Here is a 21,050-nt window from a genome sequence, read left to right on the forward strand (position 1 = left end):
GCCGGGGTTCTTCCCCTACTCTTCATTTATGCTTTCTTTATACGAACATTCCGTGCATTGCAAATTGTGCTGTTTTTTCGTCCGCTTTTCCACCATGAGGCTGCCGCAATCCGGACAAGGTTTATCGACCGGCTTATCCCATGATACAAAATCGCACTCGGGGTAACGATCACAGCCGTAGAAGACTCTTCCTTTCTTGCTTCGGCGTTCCACAACCTGACCCTCCTTGCATTTCGGACAGGCGACCCCGACTTCTTTCACGATTGGCTTCGTATTTCGGCAATCCGGAAAACCGGAACAGGCCAGAAACTTGCCGAATCGACCCATTTTATATACAAAATGCTTGCCGCATTTTTCACAAATCTCATCGGAGACTTCATCTTGGATTTCGATTTCTTTCATTTCTTCTTCCGCGACTTCAAGGCGCTTCTCGAAGGAAGAATAAAAATCCTTCAATATCTCCACCCAATCCTCCGTTCCTTCCTCCACATGGTCCAGATCATCTTCCATGTTCGCGGTGAACTCTACATTCAGGATTTCCGGGAAAAACTCCTCCATTAATTGAAGGACCAGCTCGCCGAGCTCCGTCGGGAAGAACTTCTTCTCTTCCAGCGCCACATATCCACGTTTCTGAATCGTCTCCAGCGTAGGCGCATACGTACTTGGTCGTCCGATACCCTTTTCTTCGAGCGTTCGAACCAGACGAGCCTCCGTATACCTCGGTGGCGGCTGGGTAAAATGCTGCTTGGGCTCAATCTCTTCCTGTTTAAGCTTGTCTCCGGCTGAAAGAGGAGGCAGCATGTTTTCCTCATCAATCTGTCCATCATCGTTCCCTTCGACATACACCTTCATGAAGCCGGGGAATTTGACTTTGGAGCCGTTAGCTCTGAACTTGACGTCATTTGCCACAATATCTACGCTCATCGTATCGAGCACTGCGGAAGACATTTGGCTGGCAACAAAGCGTTCCCAGATCAATTTATACAAGCGGAACTGATCTCTGGACAAATGCGCTTTTACACTATCCGGATCACGAAGGGTCGAGGTTGGTCGAACCGCTTCATGCGCATCCTGACTGCCGGAAGCCTTCTTTGTATAGGTTCGAGGCTGGTCCGGAATATATGACTCCCCGAATTTCTCAGCGATGTAGGTTTTTGCTTCCTCCTGAGCGACAGGTGAAATACGTGTGGAGTCAGTACGCATATAGGTGATGAGACCGACGGTTCCTTCTTTCGCCAGATCCACCCCTTCATACAGCTGCTGTGCCACTGACATCGTCTTGGCAGCACGGAAATTCAGCTTGCGCGCTGCTTCCTGCTGAAGGGAACTCGTGGTAAAGGGCGCAGCGGGATTCCGGAAACGCTCCTTTTCTTTCACTTCCTGTACGGAGAACGCAGCGTTCTTCAGCTTCGCCAAAATATCCTGTACTTCGGCTTCTGTTTTCAGCTCCATTTTTTCCTTGCCCACGCCATAGAACTTCGCTTCAAAGGTTTGCTTGCCGTTTGAAAATTGAATGGTAATGGACCAATATTCTTCGGGAACGAAGGCATCGATCTCATTTTCACGATCAATAATGATCTTGACGGCCACGGACTGTACCCGACCTGCGGAAAGGCCTTTCTTGACTTTCTTCCACAACAACGGACTGATTTTATATCCGACCAGCCGATCAAGGATACGTCTGGCCTGCTGCGCATTGACCAGATCCATATTGATCTTTCTCGGGGTTTTAAATGCATCTTTTACGGCTTGTTTCGTAATTTCATTAAAGACGACTCGACAGGGAGCCGTATCATCAATATCTAAATAATGGGCAAGATGCCAGGCAATCGCCTCCCCTTCACGATCCGGGTCAGCTGCCAGATAGACATGCTTGACTTTCTTGCGCGCATCCTTCAATTCTTTCAATACAGAGCCTTTTCCCCGAATGGTAATATACTTTGGCTCAAAGTCCTTCTCTACCTCAACTCCGATTTGGCTTTTCGGGAGATCTCGGACGTGCCCCATAGAGGCTTTTACGATATATTTTTTACCTAAATATTTTCCGATGGTTTTTGCTTTCGCTGGTGATTCGACAATGACCAAGGAATCCGCCATGGTTACCCCCCTCATTCACGCTGATTCACAATATATAATGAACCGGGAACTTGAATAATCTCTTTTTTCATTAGTAAAGATAACAGAACTGACTGCAAATGTCCAAATGAGAATTTCGATTTTTCTAATAAATCATCGACGGAGGCTTGCCCCAAATACGTCATGATCTCCATCACATTCGCCTCCTCCTCACTCAAATCCTTCTCGGAACGATCATTTATTTTCGTAGAGGATGCAGTGAACGCTTCCTCGTCCGGTTCAGATTGGGTTGGATGTTTTGAAGATCGATCCTTCCATATGTGCAAGTATTCCTCCAGCACATCTGCTTCACTACAGACTAGTTTGGCTCCCTGCTGAATCAATAAATGCGTGCCTCCGCTTTGCTTGGAGAAAATAGAACCCGGCACGGCAAACACATCTCTGGCGTTTTCCATCGCATAATCTGCGGTGATCAATGAGCCGCTTTTCTCCGCTGCCTCGACGACCAGGGTTCCCACAGAGAGCCCGGCGATGATCCGATTGCGCTGCGGGAACAGACCGGGGTGAACCGGGGTGCCGAATGGCACCTCTGTGACGACCAGTCCATCCTGACGGATCTGTTGGTACAAACTCTGATTTTGCCTTGGATAAATGCGATCCATCCCCGTCCCCATGACCGCTATAGTCTTGCCGATCCCCTTCAACCCTCCAGCATGGGCAGCCGCGTCGATTCCGGATGCGAGGCCGCTAACGATAGTCATGCCTTTACGAGAACACGCGGATGCCAGTTTCTCTGTTGCCTGTAGTCCATAAGCGGTTGGATGTCGCGTCCCGACGATGGCCAGACTGATCCCGTGAAGCAATGCTGAATCTCCCTTCATATACAACACCCATGGCGGACTGGCCATTTCCTTTAAGCGTACAGGATAGCGTTCATCTGCATAAGTGAGCACTTCAACCTCGTTCTGCTCATAGATTCGCAGTCTTTCTTCTAAAAACCTTTCATTTAAATGTTGCTGTATGCGTGCTTTTTTGTCTCCTGACCATTTCAGCTGTTTCCATACCGGATGGTCACGATGGCACAGCTCGTTCAACTGCTCACAGCTACGCCACAACTCATCGATCGTCTTCCACCCGATTCCCTTCATTTCATGTAGCATGAACAATACGTCTTGATTCGACAGATTTCTACTCATCTTCATTTCCGATCCGTCCTCCTCCATTTTCATCTGATTCAAAAGCTGCAAAAAAAAGACAACCTCCCCATTGTTCTGGATGGAAAGGTTGCCTACCTGATTCCCTGTATGCTCGTATAAAGCTTCTCATTCAGTTGAATATTTCATTTTACTCCGTCATTATGCTTTTACAATAGTTGGTTTTCTGGTTAAATATGATCATAAACGACTCTCATCTGTCAGTCAATGATTGAAACAGCCACGTCCTGCCAAGTGAATGAAAGGAGAGGATCACATGAACAAAAAAAGCATCTTGTCCCGTTCCATGATCCTGCCAATCTTGCTTCTCTTACTCTTGCTGACAAGTTGTACAGCACAAGAGGCGAACAGAGTGAAAGAGGCGAATACGATGACCGACTGGTCCCCCCTGACATTCGATCAAATGATAGCAAATGGCGACCTCGATTTAATCGTGTTGGCAGAGGTCACGGCGGTGAGTCCTGTTACAGACACAACACGTGAACCAATTCCTATTTATGTAGCGGGCATTGAAGGTACGTACACCATTCAGGAGCTGCATACACTTCTATCGAAAAAAACAAGCCGCTCGTCCTTGTAGAGGGACAGCGGCTTGTCGAATGACCGTTATTCGGTACTTATCCGTTTTGCGTTTGCTTCGTTGTGCAAGCTTCCAGAAGACCCTTTTCTTCCAGCACCCCGACAAGTGTCGAGCCCATTTCAGACGGGGTTGGAGCAACCTTGATTCCGCATGCTTCCATCACTTTGATCTTCTCGGCTGCAGTTCCTTTTCCGCCGGAGATAATCGCGCCAGCATGGCCCATCCGTTTTCCTGGAGGCGCTGTTTGACCACCGATGAATCCAACCACCGGCTTGGTCATATTAGCCTGAATCCATTCTGCCGCTTCTTCCTCGGCCGTACCGCCAATTTCCCCGATCATAATAACCGCATACGTATCCGGATCTTCATTGAAGCGCTTCAGCACATCAATGAACTCCATCCCTTTAACTGGGTCTCCGCCGATTCCTACCGCTGTGGATTGTCCGATACCTCTGGTAGACAGCTGGTGAACCGCTTCATACGTCAATGTTCCGCTGCGGGATACGACACCGACATGACCTGCTGTATGAATGTAGCCCGGCATGATGCCGATCTTACACTGATCCGGCGTAATGACACCTGGACAGTTCGGCCCCACGAGAACGGTATTTTTGCCTTCCATATACTTGCTGACCTTCACCATATCCAATACTGGAATCCCTTCCGTAATGCAGATCACCAGATCGAGTTCTGCATCCACGGCTTCCATAATGGCATCTGCGGCAAATGCAGGCGGAACATAAATAACGGAAGCGGTTGCACCGGTTTGCTGCTTGGCCTCCATCACCGTATTGAACACCGGGAGCGAAGCAACCTCGCCATTTTCCAGTGTAATATCTACATTTGTGCCACCTTTGCCTGGGGTTACTCCACCGACCATTTGCGTGCCATAATCAAGCGCACCCTTCGTATGGAACAAACCAGTTGCGCCTGTAATCCCCTGCGTAATGACCTTTGTATGCTTGTCAATTAAAATACTCATTAGAAATTTCCCTCCTGAACCGAGATTACTTTACAAGAGAAACGATTTTTTGTGCCCCGTCTGCCATCGAATCCGCGGCCACAATGTTCAATCCAGACTCATTTAAAAGCTTCTTGCCAAGCTCTACATTCGTCCCTTCCAGACGAACGACAAGTGGACGATCGAGCCCAATTTGCTTTGCAGCGGCCACAACGCCCTCTGCAATCACATCACAGCGCATAATACCGCCAAATATATTTACAAAAATGCCTTTTACTTTTTCATCGGATAAAATAATCTTGAAGGCTTCCGTTACCTTCTCCGTGGTGGCACCGCCCCCTACATCTAGGAAGTTTGCAGGTTCACCGCCATAGTGCTTGATAATATCCATCGTCGCCATGGCTAGTCCGGCTCCGTTAACCATGCAGCCGATATTGCCATCCAGGGCGATGTAGCTCAGGTCAAATTTGGACGCTTCGATTTCCTTCTCATCCTCTTCATCCAGATCACGCAATGCCTGTACATCCGAATGGCGATAAAGTGCATTGGAATCAAAGTTCAGCTTGGCATCCAGCGCCATTACGTTCCCGTCTCCGGTCACGACCAGCGGGTTGATTTCCGCAATGGAGCAATCCTTCTCAACAAATGCCGTATAAAGGCTTATCATGAATTTAACCGCTTTATTTACCAATTCAGTCGGAATATGAATCGCATAAGCCAGCTTGCGCGCCTGGAACGCCTGAAGTCCCACGGCCGGATCAATGATTTCCTTGAAGATTTTCTCTGGTGTCTTCTCCGCTACTTCCTCGATCTCTGTGCCGCCTTCTTCGGAAGCCATCATCACAACGCGACCTGTCGAACGATCCACAACCAGACCGATATAATATTCCTTGCGAATATCACAGCCTTGCTCAATCAACAGTCTTTTCACTTCCTTGCCCTCGGGTCCAGTCTGATGTGTGACGAGCACCTTGCCCAGAATTTCCTCGGCATATGTACGCACCTCATCCAGATTCTTCGCAATCTTTACCCCGCCTGCTTTACCGCGTCCTCCAGCATGGATTTGTGCTTTCACGACGCTGACAGCAGAGCCCAATTCCTGGGCAGCCTGCACGGCTTCTTCTACTGTAAAAGCCACTTGGCCTTCCGGAACGGATACGCCATACTGTTTGAGAATTTCTTTTCCTTGATACTCATGGATATTCATCCTCAGGTCCTCCTATCATTTGGTTGCTATCTATAAGATGCTTAGCCATCTCGCCCAACATCCGATTGCTGCGTCTAGCATAGGACGCACCTTTCCTATTGTATCACTATTGGGAAAAGGTTTCCTCCATTTTTTCTTCAAATTATTCAGATTTTTTTCATAGCATGAATCACTTTCTTGTTATATCAAAAAACGCCCCGACCTGATCGGCAGATCAAGTGGAGCGCTGGTTCATCCATACATAATCGTCGGTGTCTCATCCTTGCGAGGCTCACGCTCAGCCTGCTTCATAAATCGCATTTCATTGCTTGTATACTGACAAATATTGCACTGAATGACCGGATCGTCTTCCATTACCGCAGCGGCCTCCCCGCGTTCCATGACGGCCCCGCTAATGGCGTCTTTTCGTATGGACTGTATCGATTTATTGATGATGCTGAACTTCACGCGATTTGAACGGCAGCTCGGGCAAAAATACGGGTAATCCGGTTTCCCGGTCGTCGTATCCATCTGATCCATATCCTCACTCCTTTCTATACAGTATGACCTTCTTGCTCCTTGCTCTATTCCTGCAAGAATGTGGTTGAATTCATCTCCACTTTCCACTACATTATTAACTAGATACAATTTGCCAGAATGGAATCATAAGGAAGCACCTTTTTCCATCAATCCTTCAAGCACGTATGGATAGAAAGAGGTGACGTCTTTGTATAGTATGGTGAACAGCAGCTGCATGGCTGGAATTGAAGGAAAACGAATCGAAGTCGAAGTGGATATCAGCAACGGACTGCCCGCCTTGCATCTGGTCGGCCTGCCGGATTCAGCTGTGAAGGAATCTACAGAACGCGTCCGTTCTGCCATCAAGAACAGCGGCTTTCAATTCCCTGCCCAGCGCATTACCGTAAACCTGGCTCCCGCAGACATGCGCAAGGAGGGTGCCAGCTTTGATCTCGCCATTGCCGTGGCCATTTTGCAAGCTAGCGGGCAGATCAGTCCCGCTTATCCAGAACAGGACCATGCACATGTCTTATGGCTTGGTGAACTGTCACTCGATGGCACGCTTCGGCCTGTTCAAGGTTTGATCCCCATCCTGGACAGTGCGAGACAGTATGGCATGCGGACGATTGCCTTGCCGCAAAGCCAGAAGGAAGAATGTGAACTGATTGCCGACTTGACCCCCTTTCCCCTTGCCCATTTACGTGAGCTGCATCCCGATTTCGATCACGCCATCGATTCGACGACAGACGACAGCTCATCTGCCGTGTTAAGTCCTCTCAATGGGAATCGTATTCAAGATCGACCATCTGACACCGATGAAATGTCCATACAATCGGAGCACCCTGAGTCAGAGGAAGACTTTGCTGATGTCAAAGGTCAGTATCAGGCTAAACGGGCGCTCATGGTGGCTGCCGCTGGCATGCATAACCTGTTATTTTCCGGTCCACCGGGCACAGGAAAAACCATGCTGATTCGCCGTTTGCCCACGATCATGCCCGATTTGGACGATGAGGAAGCACTGGACGTAACCAAATTGTACAGTGCAAGTGGAAAACTTGGTCGCATTCAGTCTTTGCTGAGACATCGCCCCTTTCGTGCGCCCCATCACACCATTACGCTCTCCGGTCTCGTTGGCGGAGGCACGATCCCGAAGCCAGGTGAAGTCAGTCTCGCGCATCGCGGCATCTTATATCTCGATGAACTGCCTGAATTCTCCAGACAAGTACTGGAGGTGCTCCGTCAGCCGCTTGAAGAAGGGCAGGTCACCATCAGCCGTTCTCGCGCCGTATACACCTTCCCTGCCCGCTTCATTTTTGCTGCTTCTATGAATCCATGCCCATGCGGGTATGCGGGCGCGACAGATACAGACGTGGTCTGTACATGCAGTCCGCATCGCGTGCAACAATACCGAAGTAAAATATCCGGGCCTCTGCTGGATCGCATTGACATTCAGCTGGAGATTCCGAGATTACGCAGGCCTGACATGGATGCGCCTACAGACAACCAGCGAAAATATGCACTGTCGAGTAAAGACATGAAGAAAAAAGTCGAAGCCGCTATGCGCATGCAGCAGGAGCGTTACAAAACGACAGAAATTCGTAGCAACAGTCAATTGAAAGGAAAGCAACTGACCGCCCTTAGCAGCCTGGAACCAGACGCCTGGCAGATGCTGGACCACATTCTCGATTCACTAGGTATCAGCCTGCGTGCCTATGACCGCATTGTCAGGCTGTCCAGAACCATCGCGGATCTGGATGAATCCGAACAGGTCACGACCCAGCATATCGCGGAAGCCGTTCAGTACCGCAGTCTGGATCGTTACGTCTGATCCACCCTAAAGGCATCATTCTGTCTGCCAAGGCATAATTCTATCTGCATCTTTCCATACTATTGGTGAATCGACATTATGCTGGAGGGAAGCCAACATGATTGAAAACCTTGAAAGCAGCTATGACTGTTCCCGTGCCTCAGCCGACTTGCCTCAACTGAAGCAGGAACTGGCGGAGTTGAAAATGCAGACAGATTCAACCCAGCACGAGATCGAACACCTCAATCGACTGGAAAACCAAATTCATTTTATTGAAAACAAATGTTTAAAGAAGTAACGACCGATTTGCGTCTTCCGGATGCCGCGAAATTTATTCAACAGGAACATTTCTAAAGCCATTTTTCAAAAGGATTTCTTCCGTAATCGGAAGAGGTCCTTTTTCTCATCTGCATAAATAGACCTTTCCAATATATTAGAAAATATCAATATATCGCTTGACTAATCTAAATGAATCCATTTATGATTAAGTCAGATTTCAGAATATTTTGTCATTTTTAATTTTGATTACCTGTAACTTTATGCCTATCTTGTCAACGGAACAAAAGGGCAATGCTTGTTTAAATGGCCATTTAAACACAACCCCGCATGGATTCATATATCAGCGGGGTATTTTGTCATGAAATTCCGATGGCTGCATGATGACTGTAAAGGAGGGAATTAATAAAAGATGAAGATTGACAACTTCATAGAAGCAGATGGTTTTGCGTATTATTACGAATGCAGCTTGCCCAACATTCAATTGAAAATGCAACTGAAAGGGCATTACAGCAGTATTCCGATGATATCCAACATGAAATTATACGGTCTGCCTGTTTATAGCCGAACCCGCTTTCTCGCCTTTTTCAAAATGAGAGAGCTGCTAGGCTACGGAGAAGAGGAATTGTACAGCTTCTCGCCTATCCACTTTTCTTCCTTTGATGAAGGATGTCGTTACCTGAAAGGCAAGTTGGAGGATGGGGAATCCATTATTACCGCCGGAACGACCTACTTCCTCCCCTACAGCGAAGACTATGAGAACCCGAACTACCTCGAGAAATTTTCGCAACCTGACTCGTTATTTCAGGTGATGGATCACTGGCTCTCTGTCTATGGCATGGAAGACCCATACATATACGTCTACGATCCGATTCCCCATAAACAGAAAGGCCCTATTTCCGTCCGTGATTTTGAAGCATTCTGGCAAGGCAATCGAGCCATTCCGGCCCTGCAGGACAAGCCTGGAATCGACAAACTGCAATCGTTTACCGCTTATGACCTGAATATCAAAATTCCGTTACGTTCCAGGGAAGCGTACCAATCCTACCTGTTTCACATTCTGCGACAGCTTGTGACGGAATACAGACGAGGCGCCGTCATTCACTACCGAAATGAAGACTATTATTTCGGGTATCGGGCGTCTGAGCAGCTATTAACAGACTTACAGAAAACCTATCTGGATGATCCGAATCGGTTGATCGATCACATGGACCGTGTATTCAACACGCGCTGGAACCGTTACTATACCATTCATTTCATGGAAGAATGCGCAAAAACGTTCGGTGAGGTCTATCAGCCATTTGCTGCCGAGATCAAGTCGATCACGAAAGACTGGGAAAAAGCGCACAAGCTTTTCGTTCTCTATACGAATCAAAAGAAAACAGGCAAATATTCGTTTGATCAAATTATTCAGAAGATTCAGAAAATAAATCAGCGTGAATGGACTTTATATGATTCCCTGCACGAAAAAACAAAAGAGGTGATCTGATGACGGCGTTACATCGCATTGTGCTGGCAGCGGTCGAAGAATGCAATGAACATCTGGAACCAAGCATTCAGGTGGATGAGCATGGCAATGGATTTTTATACGGTCGTGAAGGCGTCCTGGACTCGGTGGGACTCGTCTCCCTGCTGGTCATGGTCGAACAGCAGATCGAGGAAGAACTGAATATCTCGCTGGATCTGACTTCCGGGGAACAGAATCTCAATCAAAAGAACAGTCCGTTCGCTACCATTCACCAGTTTGTGGACTACCTGCAACATTTAATGGCAGAATCATCCGTTCAAACACATTAACTGAACAGTTGGGGAGGGAAATCATGGTTTTATCATTGTTGCTGAGTCGCTTCCAGGAGGATGCGGATCAGGAGGCTATGGTATGGAAACATCAACGCTATACCTATCGCTGGCTACTCGAGCAGATTCAAGCGTTTCAGATACGTCTTCGTGATGAAGGCTGTGTGAAAGGAACCGTCGTGGCACTGGAGTCGGATTTTTCTCCGTACTCCGTCTCCGCATTGCTGGCGATGATCGAACTGGGCTGCATTGTCGTTCCAGTTCATTATTCATCTGTCCCAGAAAAGAAGCAAGAATATGTTCACCTGGTTGAAGCCGAGAGAATCGTCTATGTCACCGGTGGTGAACTACACACTCATTCAACCGGCAAACAGGCCACGCATGACATGCTGCTCGGATTAAAAGCTTCCGGACATCCCGGTATCATGCTATTTTCCTCCGGTTCAACGGGCAAGAGCAAGGCGATGGTGCACGATGCTACCTCCCTGCTCAAGCGATATGAAACGAAACGAAGCGGGAAGAGAATGATCGCCTTTATGTTGTTTGATCACATCGGTGGATTGAACACCCTGCTGTATTCCCTGTCGAATACCGGCTGTCTCATCGTTCCGGAGGATCGCACGCCACATGAGGTGTGCCAGGCCATCGCCCAGCATCGGGCGCAAATGCTGCCATCCTCGCCGACTTTTTTGAATCTGCTGCTTATTAGCGGAGAAATTCAGCGCATGGATCTATCCAGCTTGGAAACCATTACATACGGGTCAGAGGTCATGCCGGAGAGTACGCTGTATTTATTGAAAGATCAGTTGCCACACGTACAGCTCATTCAAACGTACGGCTTGTCAGAAGTGGGGATCTTGAAATCCAAATCCAGATCATCAGAGTCCCTTTACATGAAAGTGGGCGGGGATGGATTCCAGACGCGTATCGTCGAAGGCATGCTGCAAATCAAATCTGATTATGCCATGCTGGGGTACCTCAATGCCCCCTCTCCCTTCACGGAAGATGGATGGATGATCACGGGGGATGTCGTGGAGCAGGAAGGCGATTACATTCGCATTCTGGGCCGAGATTCGGATGTGATTAACGTGGGCGGAGAGAAAGTGTTTCCCGCAGAGATCGAGAGCATCCTGCAAAATATGGACAATGTGGAAGAGGTCGCTGTCAGCAGCGAACCGAATATGATTACGGGGCAAACGGTAAAAGCGAAGGTAAAACTCATAGCCGATGAGAGCCTATCTGCCTTTCGCTCCCGAATGCGGCAATATTGCAAGGACAAACTGCCCAGCTATAAAATTCCGCAAAAGGTTGAAATTACACAGGAGAAACTGACCACGGAACGATTTAAAAAACAACGCAGATAACCAATGAAACCGATTCGCTGCCTGCATTATTTCGCATGACTGTGCATGACAACGACCTGATCGCCATCTGCGACATACATCGTATCCGCGAAATCCAGAAACAGACCATGTTCCACAACACCAGGCAACAGATGAAGCCAGACGCTTAATGCATGCGGGTCATGGATACCATTCATGGGCACATCCAGAATATAATGACCATGATCCGTCGTGTATATGCTCCCTTTATCTTGCCTCAGTACCGGTTCCCAGCCTTCCTTTTGCAGCAGCCCCATCGTATGGGCATAACCGAACGGGATTACTTCTACAGGCAGGGCCACATTTCCGAGCTGCCTGACCAGCTTCGTAGCATCCATGATCCATACCACACGTTTTGATCGGGACGCCACCAATTTCTCTGACAGCAGGGCGCCGCCTCCGCCTTTGATCGCCTGCAGCTGGTAATTCGCCTCATCCGCACCATCTACGGTCAGATCCAGCTCATTGACTGCATTGAAATCGACCAGCGGAATGCCGAACGATTCCGCCAGCGTTTGCGTCTGTCTCGAGGTAGCCACCCCCATCACCTGAAGCCCCTCCCGCACTTTCTCACCCAGCTTTCGCAAGAAATAATAGACCGTGGAGCCTGTCCCCAAACCAATCAGCATATCATTTTCAATTAACGCCGTCGCCTGTTCTCCAACCCGCTGCTTTTCCTTTTCTGTGTTTACGGCATGCATGGCAAACACTCCCTTCAAGCTAAAATGCATTCGGGATATGTTGCAAATCCACTTGCGTCCATTCCCCGTTGCTCCACCTTCCGTCAATCGCAATCACGTCAAATCGAATCATTCGCTCTTCATGATGATAACGCTGAATATAATATTGCGCCACTTTACGAACCTGCTGCTGCTTTACCGGATGAATGGCTTCCAGTGCCGTCCCGTAAGAACCTGATCTCGTCTTGCTCCTTACTTCAACAAAGACGAGCCTGTCCTCAAACAGGCAAACGAAATCCAACTCTCCGCGTGCACATCGCCAATTGGCGTGCAGCAGATGATACCCGTTATCCTGCAAATATCGTCGTGCAGCAAGCTCCGCCTGAATGCCTTTTTGACGGCGAGAATCAAAACGTCGGATGGTCATTGTCAGGTCTCCATGACGTCTCTTGTGTCCGGTTCATCTGTTGATCCGTCTGATAAATGAAGCTCAATATTTCTGCAACCAGCTGGTACAGTTCAGGAGGAATTTGCTGATCCAGATCAAGCTGGGACAAAATTTCGACCAGTGAAGCATCTTCTTGTACCGGGATACCATGTTCGGACGCAAGCTTCACAATATGATCCGCGGTCAGACCTGCTCCCTTCGCCACCAGTACTGGAGCCTCGTGCTTGGAGGGATGGTATTGCAGGGCTGCTGCTTTTTTCACAGATTTGCCTTGTGGGCGTTGTTTTTCATTCATATGCGTAAATCCATTCCTTTGTATTGGGGTGCCTGCCATCGAACCTGGGCATTGGTAATAAAACCGTCCTCCTGACGCGGACGTGTGCCGTTCTCCGCTTGCGCATTCCCATGTTCATCCGCTTGTGCAGACAGATCGGGATACGGTGATTGCTTGATCGAGCTCAACACATACCCCATGCCGCGAATCGATTCGGACAATCGCTCTTGATTACCCTCGAACCAACTGGCTAGCTGCGGATGATCATTGAGAACCCGGATCTGTACATATTTGTTGACCACTTGTACATCCAGCATCGTATGGCCCATTCGTTTCAGGTCCAGATCAAACAGAAGCCGGCAATTGTCCGTATCAATTTGTCCCGTCTGCCCCCGTCTCGACTGAATGGTCACCTTGACATCCTGTCCCGAGGAACCGTCTCCGAACGGAAATGTCATCGTCAAATGGGTAAGCATGCTCCCCCGTTCTGCGGTCATCAACAGTTGCTGGCCAGTCAATTGTTGCAGCAGTTGCTGCCCGGTTTCTCTCAATGCTACCGGCAGATCATCAGATTGCATCATTTGCAGCAGCATGCCTTTCACATTCTCCGTCATCCCTCTGGCAGCCTGCTCCGTCCCGGCAGCACCCGCACTTGTTCGCATCGCTTCCGGTGTCAGCTCCGGTTCGGACGGTTCCATGCCAGGAGCAGACGCCTGCGTTTGCTGAAGCATAGTGCGGACAAGCTGTCTGAGTACATCCCGCTCATGATGCATGCCTGCCTGCTGCAAGAAATTTCTGAGGACGCCTTCCGCTTCAGTCTGGTTTGCTTTCATCTCAGAAGGGGTTGCATCTGCCCTTACCTGCACAGGCTGCGCAGTGGATGCCCGTTGCTCTCCTGCTGCCCCCTGCGCATTTGGAGCAGCGGCTTGCGCGGGCCCAGTGCCTTCCATCGTTCGTGGCGGAACAGAGCCACTTGAACTTGACGCAGCTGACGCGGCTTGCGCGGCAGTTCCACCATTGGAAGAGGCGACAGCAGATTTGCCAGCAGCCATGGACGCATGATGGTTTGAAGTGAGCGCAGAAGCCGTCTGACCCGAGGCATCTGCCCGTCCAGCAGGAGTTGCCGGATTGGATACGTAATCAGAGGCCGCCTTTGCCGAATTTGAAGTGGAAGCAGCCGACCATGTGGCAGCCTGGCTTTGAACCGCCTTCAATTGTTTGAGCAGGGCGTTGGCCAGCGTCTGGATCTGTCCTGTCTGAGCCGACTGGCCTGCCTGAACATGCTGCCCGAATTGGCTGGATTGGCTTGTTTGACTGGCATGGGACGGTGAGGATGCATGCATGGGAGACGACAAGTTTGTCCCCTTGGCAGCCGCTTCCTTTCCCTGCAACCATTGTCCAAGCTGTTGTACCAACTTCTCCATCAGTTGTCCCGCTGGCGGTCCGAACATCACCTGTCTCAAACCGCCAAGCGTTTCCTGCGTGATCGGAAGTCCCCGCTTCACGGCAATGGAGGCGGCCGCGACCCACTCTGAGAGAGCCGCGTCTTTTGGCAAGGCATGGGCTACTTGATGCATGGCTTCCGCGCTGGGTCTAGTCAAGGCCATTCCTTGCTGCTGCATTTGCTGAACCAATTGTCGGGTGCGGGCATCGGTAGGCAATCCCCATGATTTGAGCAAGGAATCCAGCGACTGCTTCTCAATGGGGACGTGAGAATCCTGCAATGGCTTGAAAATAATCAGCCCTTCTTTTTGCTGGGGTTGGACCTGCAGAAGAGTCGATTGCCCGGGTTGAAGCGGCGTTTGCAGTTGGGCACGAACCGGATACCCCTCAATCTGCAGCATCGCTTCAGACTGATTCAGCATCTGCAAAACGATGCCACGCACGATTTGACCCGTTTTGAGCTCAAGCGGCTTTACATCCTGAAGTTTGACTTGTCCGATCATGGCTCGCATCAAATTGCTGACATCCATTCCTCTCGTCCCCCATTCTGTCTGTCATGACGTGTCTCAATCTATATATCGGCTTGAAAAACAGGATTGTTTACTTTTCCGAAACGTCCAGGAACAAGCACTAGAAACAGGAGCAAGCACTAGAACAGCGTCTGTTGCTCCACGATGATACGTCCGAGAAAGCTCTTGCGATGAAGCGGGGTTGGCCCGAAGGTTTGAAGCGCCTCCCGGTGATGTTTGGTCGCATAGCCTTTGTGCTGTGCGATGCCATATTCGGGGTAGCGCTGATCCCACTCCAGACAGAGTCTGTCTCTCGTTACTTTAGCTAAAATCGAAGCCGCCGCGATGCTCTGACTGTTCGCATCCCCTTTGATGATAGCCGTCTGTCTGATGGGCGTATCCACGCTTTCGGCATCGACCAGCAAATAATTCGGCTCTATCTGCAACTGTGCGATCGCTTGCTTCATGGCCAGCCTGGCAGCCTGCTTGATGTTGAGCTGATCAATCTCGGCTGCCGTCAGACGGCCAACGCCCCAGGCCAAAGCCTCCTTCGTGATCAGCGCATACATCTCTTCCCGCTTCTTCTCCGACAGCTTCTTGGAGTCCTGAATGCCCTCATGAACAAAACGAGGCGGCAATATGACTGCCGCCGCGACTACATCCCCAAACAGGCAGCCACGACCTACCTCGTCTACGCCTGCAATATATGTATGGCCCTGTGACCATAACGGTTCTTCATACGTCAACATGCCTGTCATCCTGCTAACCTCTTTCTTTAACCTTCATCATCTCTTTCTCCGTATTTTACTTGATTATAAGCGGTAATGGTAGAAACAATTCTCCGCTGATCCTCCTCATTGTTTTCCAGCATTCGCTTTCCGACTTCATTCGGTGTCTCATGGCGGAAGAAACGGACCCCTTTCTTCGCATATTCCCGGGTCAGCTTTCTGTACTGCTGAATGATCTGTTCCTTCCTGGACAGCTTGCGCCATACAGATTGAATAGACTTTAACGGTGACGTTCTGGAGCGATTCTTTTCATCTTTTTCCGGCTGAATATACTCTACCGTATCTTCATAGATTTTCTCTTGCTTACCGACAGTTTGCTGAAGCTGCATGCCGAGCCAGCGGACAAATGACTTGAGATTCGGAATGACAAACTTCCACATCAGCCAGAGATAAACCGGAATTCCGATGATCATGACAATGACGAATACCCATTCCAGCACCAGCTCGAGATAGTAACGAAAATATTCATAAAAAGGCGGTCTGGATTCCTCGATCAGCAGCATATCCTCCGGACGCAATTCCATATTCGGTCCCGCCGCATCATCGATCGGTTCCTCCATTTTCATCATATTGTGCATCCAGTCCATGAAGCCCAAAAAGAGTCTTCTCACCTGATCCCAGATCAGACCAAAGGATTGCTGTACCCACCTCATACTGAATAATGCCATCGACAGCAGCATAAATCCGATGACCATGATGACATTCAGTACCTTCATCTGTTTGGGAATCGGGGTTTTGGCATCTCCATATTTGGCCTCACGCTGCATCATCTCCTGATTAAGCAAAACCAAGGTAGCCGCAAGAAAGCCTAGCCCCAACACAGTGACGGTCAGCCAGTAAGGCCTCGTATCCTCAGGAAAATGATAAAACATGACACCGAGAAAGGAAAAGCCTAGACCCATATAATTTCGGAGATTCTGCTCAATCCATCGTACCTCTCCGAAAAAGGCGCCCCTCGCAAATGCGATGGTGCCAATCCCATACCAGGTGAATGCGAACATTCCGCTAAAATTCAGCATCGCACTGACCGCAATGGCCAGAGACAGACCTGCTGCCAGAACCCCGTACACGCGCCATTTCCGCATATACGAAATCCATATGCCCCCTGCTGCGTAGCATAGTGTGAGCAGCACCACCCATTTCCAGAGAGCGATCGGAGATTGATCATGCAGATTTACAAAGGTAAACAATCCCAATAACAATGGAAAGAAGAGCAGCTGCTCCAGCACGCCTCTCCATAAGAGCAACCCCAGTGAAAATCGCTTCATCTAGCTCACCTTCTCCCCTTGTGCTGAAAAGGCTGAGAGATCATAGACCATGACCTGTCTGCCTTGCTGCCTCAGCCGATCTATCTGCATGCTCACCTTCTCGGTCAGAACAGCGGTCAGGATCAGACAATCCGTCTGGACAGATTCCTTATCCGCGACTTGCGCCAACAAATCATGAAAAGGCACAGCGGACTCTATCTTCAGTCTAGCCAGCGCCTCCTGAGTACGCAGAAAAGGCTCCATTCCGCTGCTTCTGGCAATATAAACCGGCGCTTTCAGCTTATCTTCCAACTCATATCCATTGGATGCAAATCCAAAAGGCAGCTGTCTCTGATGAAGCTGATGCATAATGGTGGAGCATGCCTTAATGCCGTATTCAATCATCTCGGTTTGAATCACATGCTTCCAGATGTCCTCCCGATCCTCAACATTAAGCAGCACCATGACAGAATAGTCCGCACTATGACCCTTCTGATGAACTTGCAGCGCTCCTGCACGGGCAGAGGCTTTCCAGTTCACCTCATGAAGCGAATCCCCTGCCTGATACGATCGGACCCCTGCAAACAGAAACGGGTCCGGGATCATCCAGCGTCTGACCTCTGTTTCCCCCATCCATTGTCTCACCGGGTAAGGAATGTCCTCCCAGGGCACAGGTTCTGGATAAACCAGCAGTCTCAGGTTCGTCCAGTACGTCTGATACCGACGGGCCATCCCGAGCAGGTCGCCAAAGCTCATCGTCGCACTTTTCAATATGTAGACCCCTCGCTGGTGGCAAGTGAAGCGATGACGACGGGTTACACGGGTATTCGGAAACAGACTGAACAGGCTGGAATGGGTCTGCGTCAAGGTGCCTGCCATGACTTCCAGTTCAATTTCCTTGCCACCAGAAAAGACAAGCTGAGAAGGAATCGCGGCTTCCATTCGAAGCCAGGGAACAGGCAGCCACTTCGCGTTGGTGACCTTCTCAATCATCTGAATTTCTTCGCCCTCTACACACGAGTCCTTGTTCAAAATGCGCTCATACGTCACAAATTTCATACCCATTCGGACAAACAATGCCCGCTGCAGCAGCACAAGCAGTAGCACAATCAAAAAAATCCAATGCATCGCAATCAGCCTGCCGTTCCACTTGCGACATGATCGGCCGGCACCTCGATCTCCAGCAACAGTTGTTCCAGCAAACGCTCGGTGGACATGTGCTTCATGCGTGCCTGCGGACTGAGAACCAGACGGTGTGCCCATACCGGTAAGACGAGTGATTTCACATCATCCGGCAGCACATAGTTTCTCTCCTTCACGAAAGCGAGCGCCTGGGCAGCGCGCAGCAGACTCTGGGTGCCCCTCGGACTGACCCCGATCGCAATAGATTCATGCTCACGCGTTTTTTCCGCAATGCGCACGATGTAGGCAATCAGCTCATCGCTGACATGAACCTGTCTGACCTGTTCCTGCATGTGTATCAGAGAAGCATGATCTAATAGGGGCTGCAAATCGGCCAGCGGCTGATTTTGCTGAAAACGCTTTAAAATTTGTGCCGCCTCTTCGTGATCTGGATAACCCATACGGGTCTTCAGCATGAAACGGTCAAGCTGAGCTTCCGGAAGCGGGAAAGTCCCCTGCTGCTCCACCGGATTTTGGGTCGCAATGACTAGGAATGGCTGTTCAAGCGTGTGGGTATGTCCTTCCAAACTGATCTGCCCTTCCTCCATACATTCGAGCAATGCAGACTGCGTTCGTGGTGTGGCCCGATTAATCTCGTCGGCCAGTAAAATATGGGAGAAGACCGGTCCTGCTCGAAATTCAAATTCTCCACTCTTCTGATTGAAATAGTAAATGCCCGTCAGATCACTTGGCAGTAAATCAGGGGTAAACTGAATGCGCTTGAAAACCCCGTTTATCGAACGAGCCATCGCTTTGGCGAGTAATGTTTTCCCCGTGCCAGGGACATCTTCAAGCAAGACATGTCCGGAGGCCAGCATGCCAACAAGTAAATGCTCTATGACCTCTTGTTTCCCGACGATCACCTGCTGAATATGCGCAATCCATTGCGGCATGGACACCGATTGCGGTGCGGCATGTTGCCATTCTGTTTGCTGTTTCTCTAAATCCATTTCCTCTTCCCCTCTCCTGCATGTTCCATTCTATTAAAATGACAAACGTTTGCATTACTTATATTGTAAAGGTTTTCACCATGAAAATCCAGCCGTGTTCCCCATCATTTCCCATTTGAAAACAAAAAAAAGACTTCGCTTTCGAAGTCTTTTCCAGTCTATCCGATTGTCACGTCTGAACCATGCTCTGTCGGGGTTTCAAAACTCAGTCTTCCAAGTTTCAGGGTGCGAAGATCGCGCAGAATAACCTGTGATGTTTTCTCCAGGTTAATCGTACCCCCACTCTGCAGACAGCCTCGTCTACGCCCAATCATTTCCATAAAGTCAACGACTTCAGACGGATTTTCCGTATCTGCAGGCAGTTCATTCAGGTCATACCGTTCGAGCAGCATATCGCCATAATACGTGATAATATACTTGATGGTATGGAAGGCCACATCCTCGGGATGAAGAATTTCATCCTTGATGGCCCCGGTCGCTGCCAATCGGTAACCGACCTGCTGATCCTCGAATTTCGGCCACAAAATGCCGGGCGTATCTAGTAGTTCCATATCCTGACCCACCCGAATCCACTGCTGAGCCTTCGTAACGCCAGGACGATCGCCTGTTGCGGCTACATTCCGACCTGCCATTCGGTTTATGAGGGTCGATTTGCCGACATTCGGAATACCCACGATCAACGCACGCACCGGTCTCGGGTTGATTCCTTTTTTGCGCATGGCCGCGAATTTGGTTGCCATTTTTTCTTTTGATGCCTGTACGATGCGAGGGACTCCTTTCCCGGATGTCGCATCCACCGGAATGGCCTCCAGCTCCTGCTCAGCGAACCAAGCCACCCAGTTCTCGGTAACCTGCTCATCCGCCATATCTGATTTGTTCAGAATGACGACTCGCGGTTTCTGCTGGAGAATCTGATCAATCATTGGATTGCGGCTTGAGAGAGGAATTCTGGCATCCAGCAACTCAATCACCACATCGATTAACTTTAATTTTTCTTCAATTTGTCTACGGGCCTTCGCCATATGTCCCGGAAACCACTGTATTGTCATGCGCCTACCTCCGGTTCGGGATGATCGACCTTGTGTGCCTGTCCCGCCGGCCACCATACAAATTCTGCTCTTCCGAGCACATCCTCAATCGGAATGAATCCGACGTCTCTGGATCGGCTGTCCCTGCTGTACGGGCGATTGTCTCCCATGACAAACAGGGTGTCGTCAGGTACGATGGCGGGAACAATACCTTCGGTCGTAATACGATAATTGTTGAACTTGTTATATAAAGTGCCTCGCTGATGAGCAAGACGAATTTCATTTGCAATATAAGGCTCTCTCACACGTTGCCCGCTGATCCACACATCGTCGCCCTTGACCATGATAGAGTCTCCCGGCAAGGCGATCACTCGCTTGATGAGATTCTTCTGTCCATTCGGCGCGTCAAATACAATCACTTCTCCGCGCTTTGGCATACGAAACTGGTAAATCAGTTGATTGACCACCACACGATCCCCGTGTTGAAAGTGAGGTTCCATCGATATGCCGGCCACCACATAAAAACTGAGCATATACCCGCGAATGAGGTGATATAGAATAAACAGAATGATGGCCAGTATCAGCCACTTTCTCCAGTTCCAGCGGGTGCGGGCAAGGGTTGTCTGATGATGAGCGTCTTGCTCCATCGGCGTTCATCCTTTTGAGTGAGGGGAATCTTGTTTTCTGTTCTGTCCGTTTGTTT

20 protein-coding genes and 1 pseudogene are annotated in these 21,050 nt (G+C 49.5%); 6 read left to right on the forward strand and 15 right to left on the reverse strand.

Features of this window, described 5'->3' with window-relative positions:
• Positions 1–15: 15 nt before the first annotated feature.
• Together topA and dprA are read right to left on the reverse strand one after the other, a co-directional pair.
• Entirely contained in the window at positions 16–2,097 is a 2,082-nt protein-coding gene (topA, locus tag ACFSUC_RS00660; RefSeq protein WP_379927456.1) for a type I DNA topoisomerase, read from the reverse strand.
• A gap of 11 nt (positions 2,098–2,108) precedes the next feature.
• A complete protein-coding gene (gene dprA, locus ACFSUC_RS00665) occupies positions 2,109–3,278 on the reverse strand; it encodes a DNA-processing protein DprA (RefSeq protein ID WP_379927457.1) in 1,170 nt (389 codons plus the stop codon).
• Positions 3,279–3,546: 268 nt separating this feature from the next.
• Here dprA and ACFSUC_RS00670 point away from each other — a divergent pair, with 268 nt between their 5' ends.
• Positions 3,547–3,870 (forward strand): hypothetical protein, encoded by a 324-nt coding sequence (locus tag ACFSUC_RS00670; protein ID WP_379927458.1) that lies wholly within the window; start codon positions 3,547–3,549, stop codon positions 3,868–3,870.
• A 37-nt stretch (positions 3,871–3,907) separates the two neighbouring features.
• Here ACFSUC_RS00670 and sucD read toward each other — a convergent pair whose 3' ends face one another.
• From sucD to ACFSUC_RS00685, 3 genes are all read right to left on the reverse strand, one after another.
• Positions 3,908–4,852 carry a succinate--CoA ligase subunit alpha gene (gene sucD / locus ACFSUC_RS00675; protein WP_379927459.1) on the reverse strand — a complete coding sequence of 315 codons (945 nt, stop codon included), beginning with the start codon at positions 4,850–4,852 and terminating at the stop codon, positions 3,908–3,910.
• Between the two features lie 25 nt (positions 4,853–4,877).
• A complete protein-coding gene (gene sucC, locus ACFSUC_RS00680; protein WP_379927460.1) occupies positions 4,878–6,038 on the reverse strand; it encodes an ADP-forming succinate--CoA ligase subunit beta in 1,161 nt (386 codons plus the stop codon).
• Between the two features lie 231 nt (positions 6,039–6,269).
• On the reverse strand, positions 6,270–6,557 hold the full coding sequence (locus ACFSUC_RS00685; RefSeq protein ID WP_379927461.1) for a hypothetical protein: 288 nt from the start codon (positions 6,555–6,557) through the stop codon (positions 6,270–6,272).
• Between the two features lie 196 nt (positions 6,558–6,753).
• Between ACFSUC_RS00685 and ACFSUC_RS00690 the strand changes: the two genes are divergently transcribed.
• The 5 genes from ACFSUC_RS00690 to ACFSUC_RS00710 all read left to right on the forward strand — a co-directional run bounded on the left by ACFSUC_RS00690 (position 6,754) and on the right by ACFSUC_RS00710 (position 11,780).
• Positions 6,754–8,364, forward strand: coding sequence for a YifB family Mg chelatase-like AAA ATPase (locus ACFSUC_RS00690; RefSeq protein ID WP_379927648.1), 1,611 nt, complete (start codon positions 6,754–6,756; stop codon positions 8,362–8,364).
• 97 nt (positions 8,365–8,461) lie between these two features.
• Entirely contained in the window at positions 8,462–8,641 is a 180-nt protein-coding gene (locus ACFSUC_RS00695; protein ID WP_379927462.1) for a DUF2524 domain-containing protein, read from the forward strand.
• 390 nt (positions 8,642–9,031) lie between these two features.
• Positions 9,032–10,108 carry a hypothetical protein gene (locus ACFSUC_RS00700; protein ID WP_379927463.1) on the forward strand — a complete coding sequence of 359 codons (1,077 nt, stop codon included), beginning with the start codon at positions 9,032–9,034 and terminating at the stop codon, positions 10,106–10,108.
• Positions 10,108–10,416: an acyl carrier protein gene (locus ACFSUC_RS00705; protein WP_379927464.1), complete on the forward strand. Its 309-nt coding sequence runs from the start codon at positions 10,108–10,110 to the stop codon at positions 10,414–10,416. Before ACFSUC_RS00700 ends, ACFSUC_RS00705 begins: the two co-directional genes overlap by 1 nt.
• Positions 10,417–10,439: 23 nt before the next feature.
• Positions 10,440–11,780 carry a class I adenylate-forming enzyme family protein gene (locus ACFSUC_RS00710; RefSeq protein WP_379927465.1) on the forward strand — a complete coding sequence of 447 codons (1,341 nt, stop codon included), beginning with the start codon at positions 10,440–10,442 and terminating at the stop codon, positions 11,778–11,780.
• Between the two features lie 26 nt (positions 11,781–11,806).
• Here the strand turns inward: ACFSUC_RS00710 and rpiA are convergent, their stop codons facing one another.
• From rpiA to lepB, 10 genes and pseudogenes are all read right to left on the reverse strand, one after another.
• Complete coding sequence (gene rpiA / locus ACFSUC_RS00715) at positions 11,807–12,499, reverse strand: ribose-5-phosphate isomerase RpiA (RefSeq protein ID WP_379927466.1); 693 nt, start codon at positions 12,497–12,499, stop codon at positions 11,807–11,809.
• A gap of 19 nt (positions 12,500–12,518) precedes the next feature.
• A complete protein-coding gene (locus ACFSUC_RS00720) occupies positions 12,519–12,905 on the reverse strand; it encodes a YraN family protein (RefSeq protein ID WP_379927467.1) in 387 nt (128 codons plus the stop codon).
• A complete protein-coding gene (locus ACFSUC_RS00725; RefSeq protein WP_379927468.1) occupies positions 12,886–13,221 on the reverse strand; it encodes an EscU/YscU/HrcU family type III secretion system export apparatus switch protein in 336 nt (111 codons plus the stop codon). The genes ACFSUC_RS00720 and ACFSUC_RS00725 overlap by 20 nt, the downstream gene beginning before the upstream one ends.
• Positions 13,218–15,173, reverse strand: coding sequence for a hypothetical protein (locus ACFSUC_RS00730; protein ID WP_379927469.1), 1,956 nt, complete (start codon positions 15,171–15,173; stop codon positions 13,218–13,220). The genes ACFSUC_RS00725 and ACFSUC_RS00730 overlap by 4 nt, the downstream gene beginning before the upstream one ends.
• 119 nt (positions 15,174–15,292) lie before the next feature.
• Positions 15,293–15,922, reverse strand: a pseudogene (locus ACFSUC_RS00735) (ribonuclease HII); the annotation flags it as partial.
• A gap of 5 nt (positions 15,923–15,927) precedes the next feature.
• Positions 15,928–17,208 (reverse strand): DUF4129 domain-containing protein, encoded by a 1,281-nt coding sequence (locus ACFSUC_RS00740; protein ID WP_379927470.1) that lies wholly within the window; start codon positions 17,206–17,208, stop codon positions 15,928–15,930.
• Positions 17,209–18,315, reverse strand: coding sequence for a DUF58 domain-containing protein (locus ACFSUC_RS00745; protein ID WP_379927471.1), 1,107 nt, complete (start codon positions 18,313–18,315; stop codon positions 17,209–17,211).
• A 5-nt stretch (positions 18,316–18,320) separates the two neighbouring features.
• Positions 18,321–19,262 carry an AAA family ATPase gene (locus ACFSUC_RS00750; protein WP_379927649.1) on the reverse strand — a complete coding sequence of 314 codons (942 nt, stop codon included), beginning with the start codon at positions 19,260–19,262 and terminating at the stop codon, positions 18,321–18,323.
• A 215-nt stretch (positions 19,263–19,477) separates the two neighbouring features.
• Positions 19,478–20,368, reverse strand: coding sequence for a ribosome biogenesis GTPase YlqF (gene ylqF / locus ACFSUC_RS00755; RefSeq protein ID WP_379927472.1), 891 nt, complete (start codon positions 20,366–20,368; stop codon positions 19,478–19,480).
• Positions 20,365–20,994, reverse strand: coding sequence for a signal peptidase I (lepB, locus tag ACFSUC_RS00760; RefSeq protein ID WP_379927473.1), 630 nt, complete (start codon positions 20,992–20,994; stop codon positions 20,365–20,367). Before lepB ends, ylqF begins: the two co-directional genes overlap by 4 nt.
• Positions 20,995–21,050: the final 56 nt, after the last annotated feature.

This window comes from Marinicrinis sediminis, assembly GCF_042685085.1.
Taxonomy (GTDB): Bacteria; Bacillota; Bacilli; order Paenibacillales; family KCTC-33676; genus Marinicrinis; species Marinicrinis sediminis.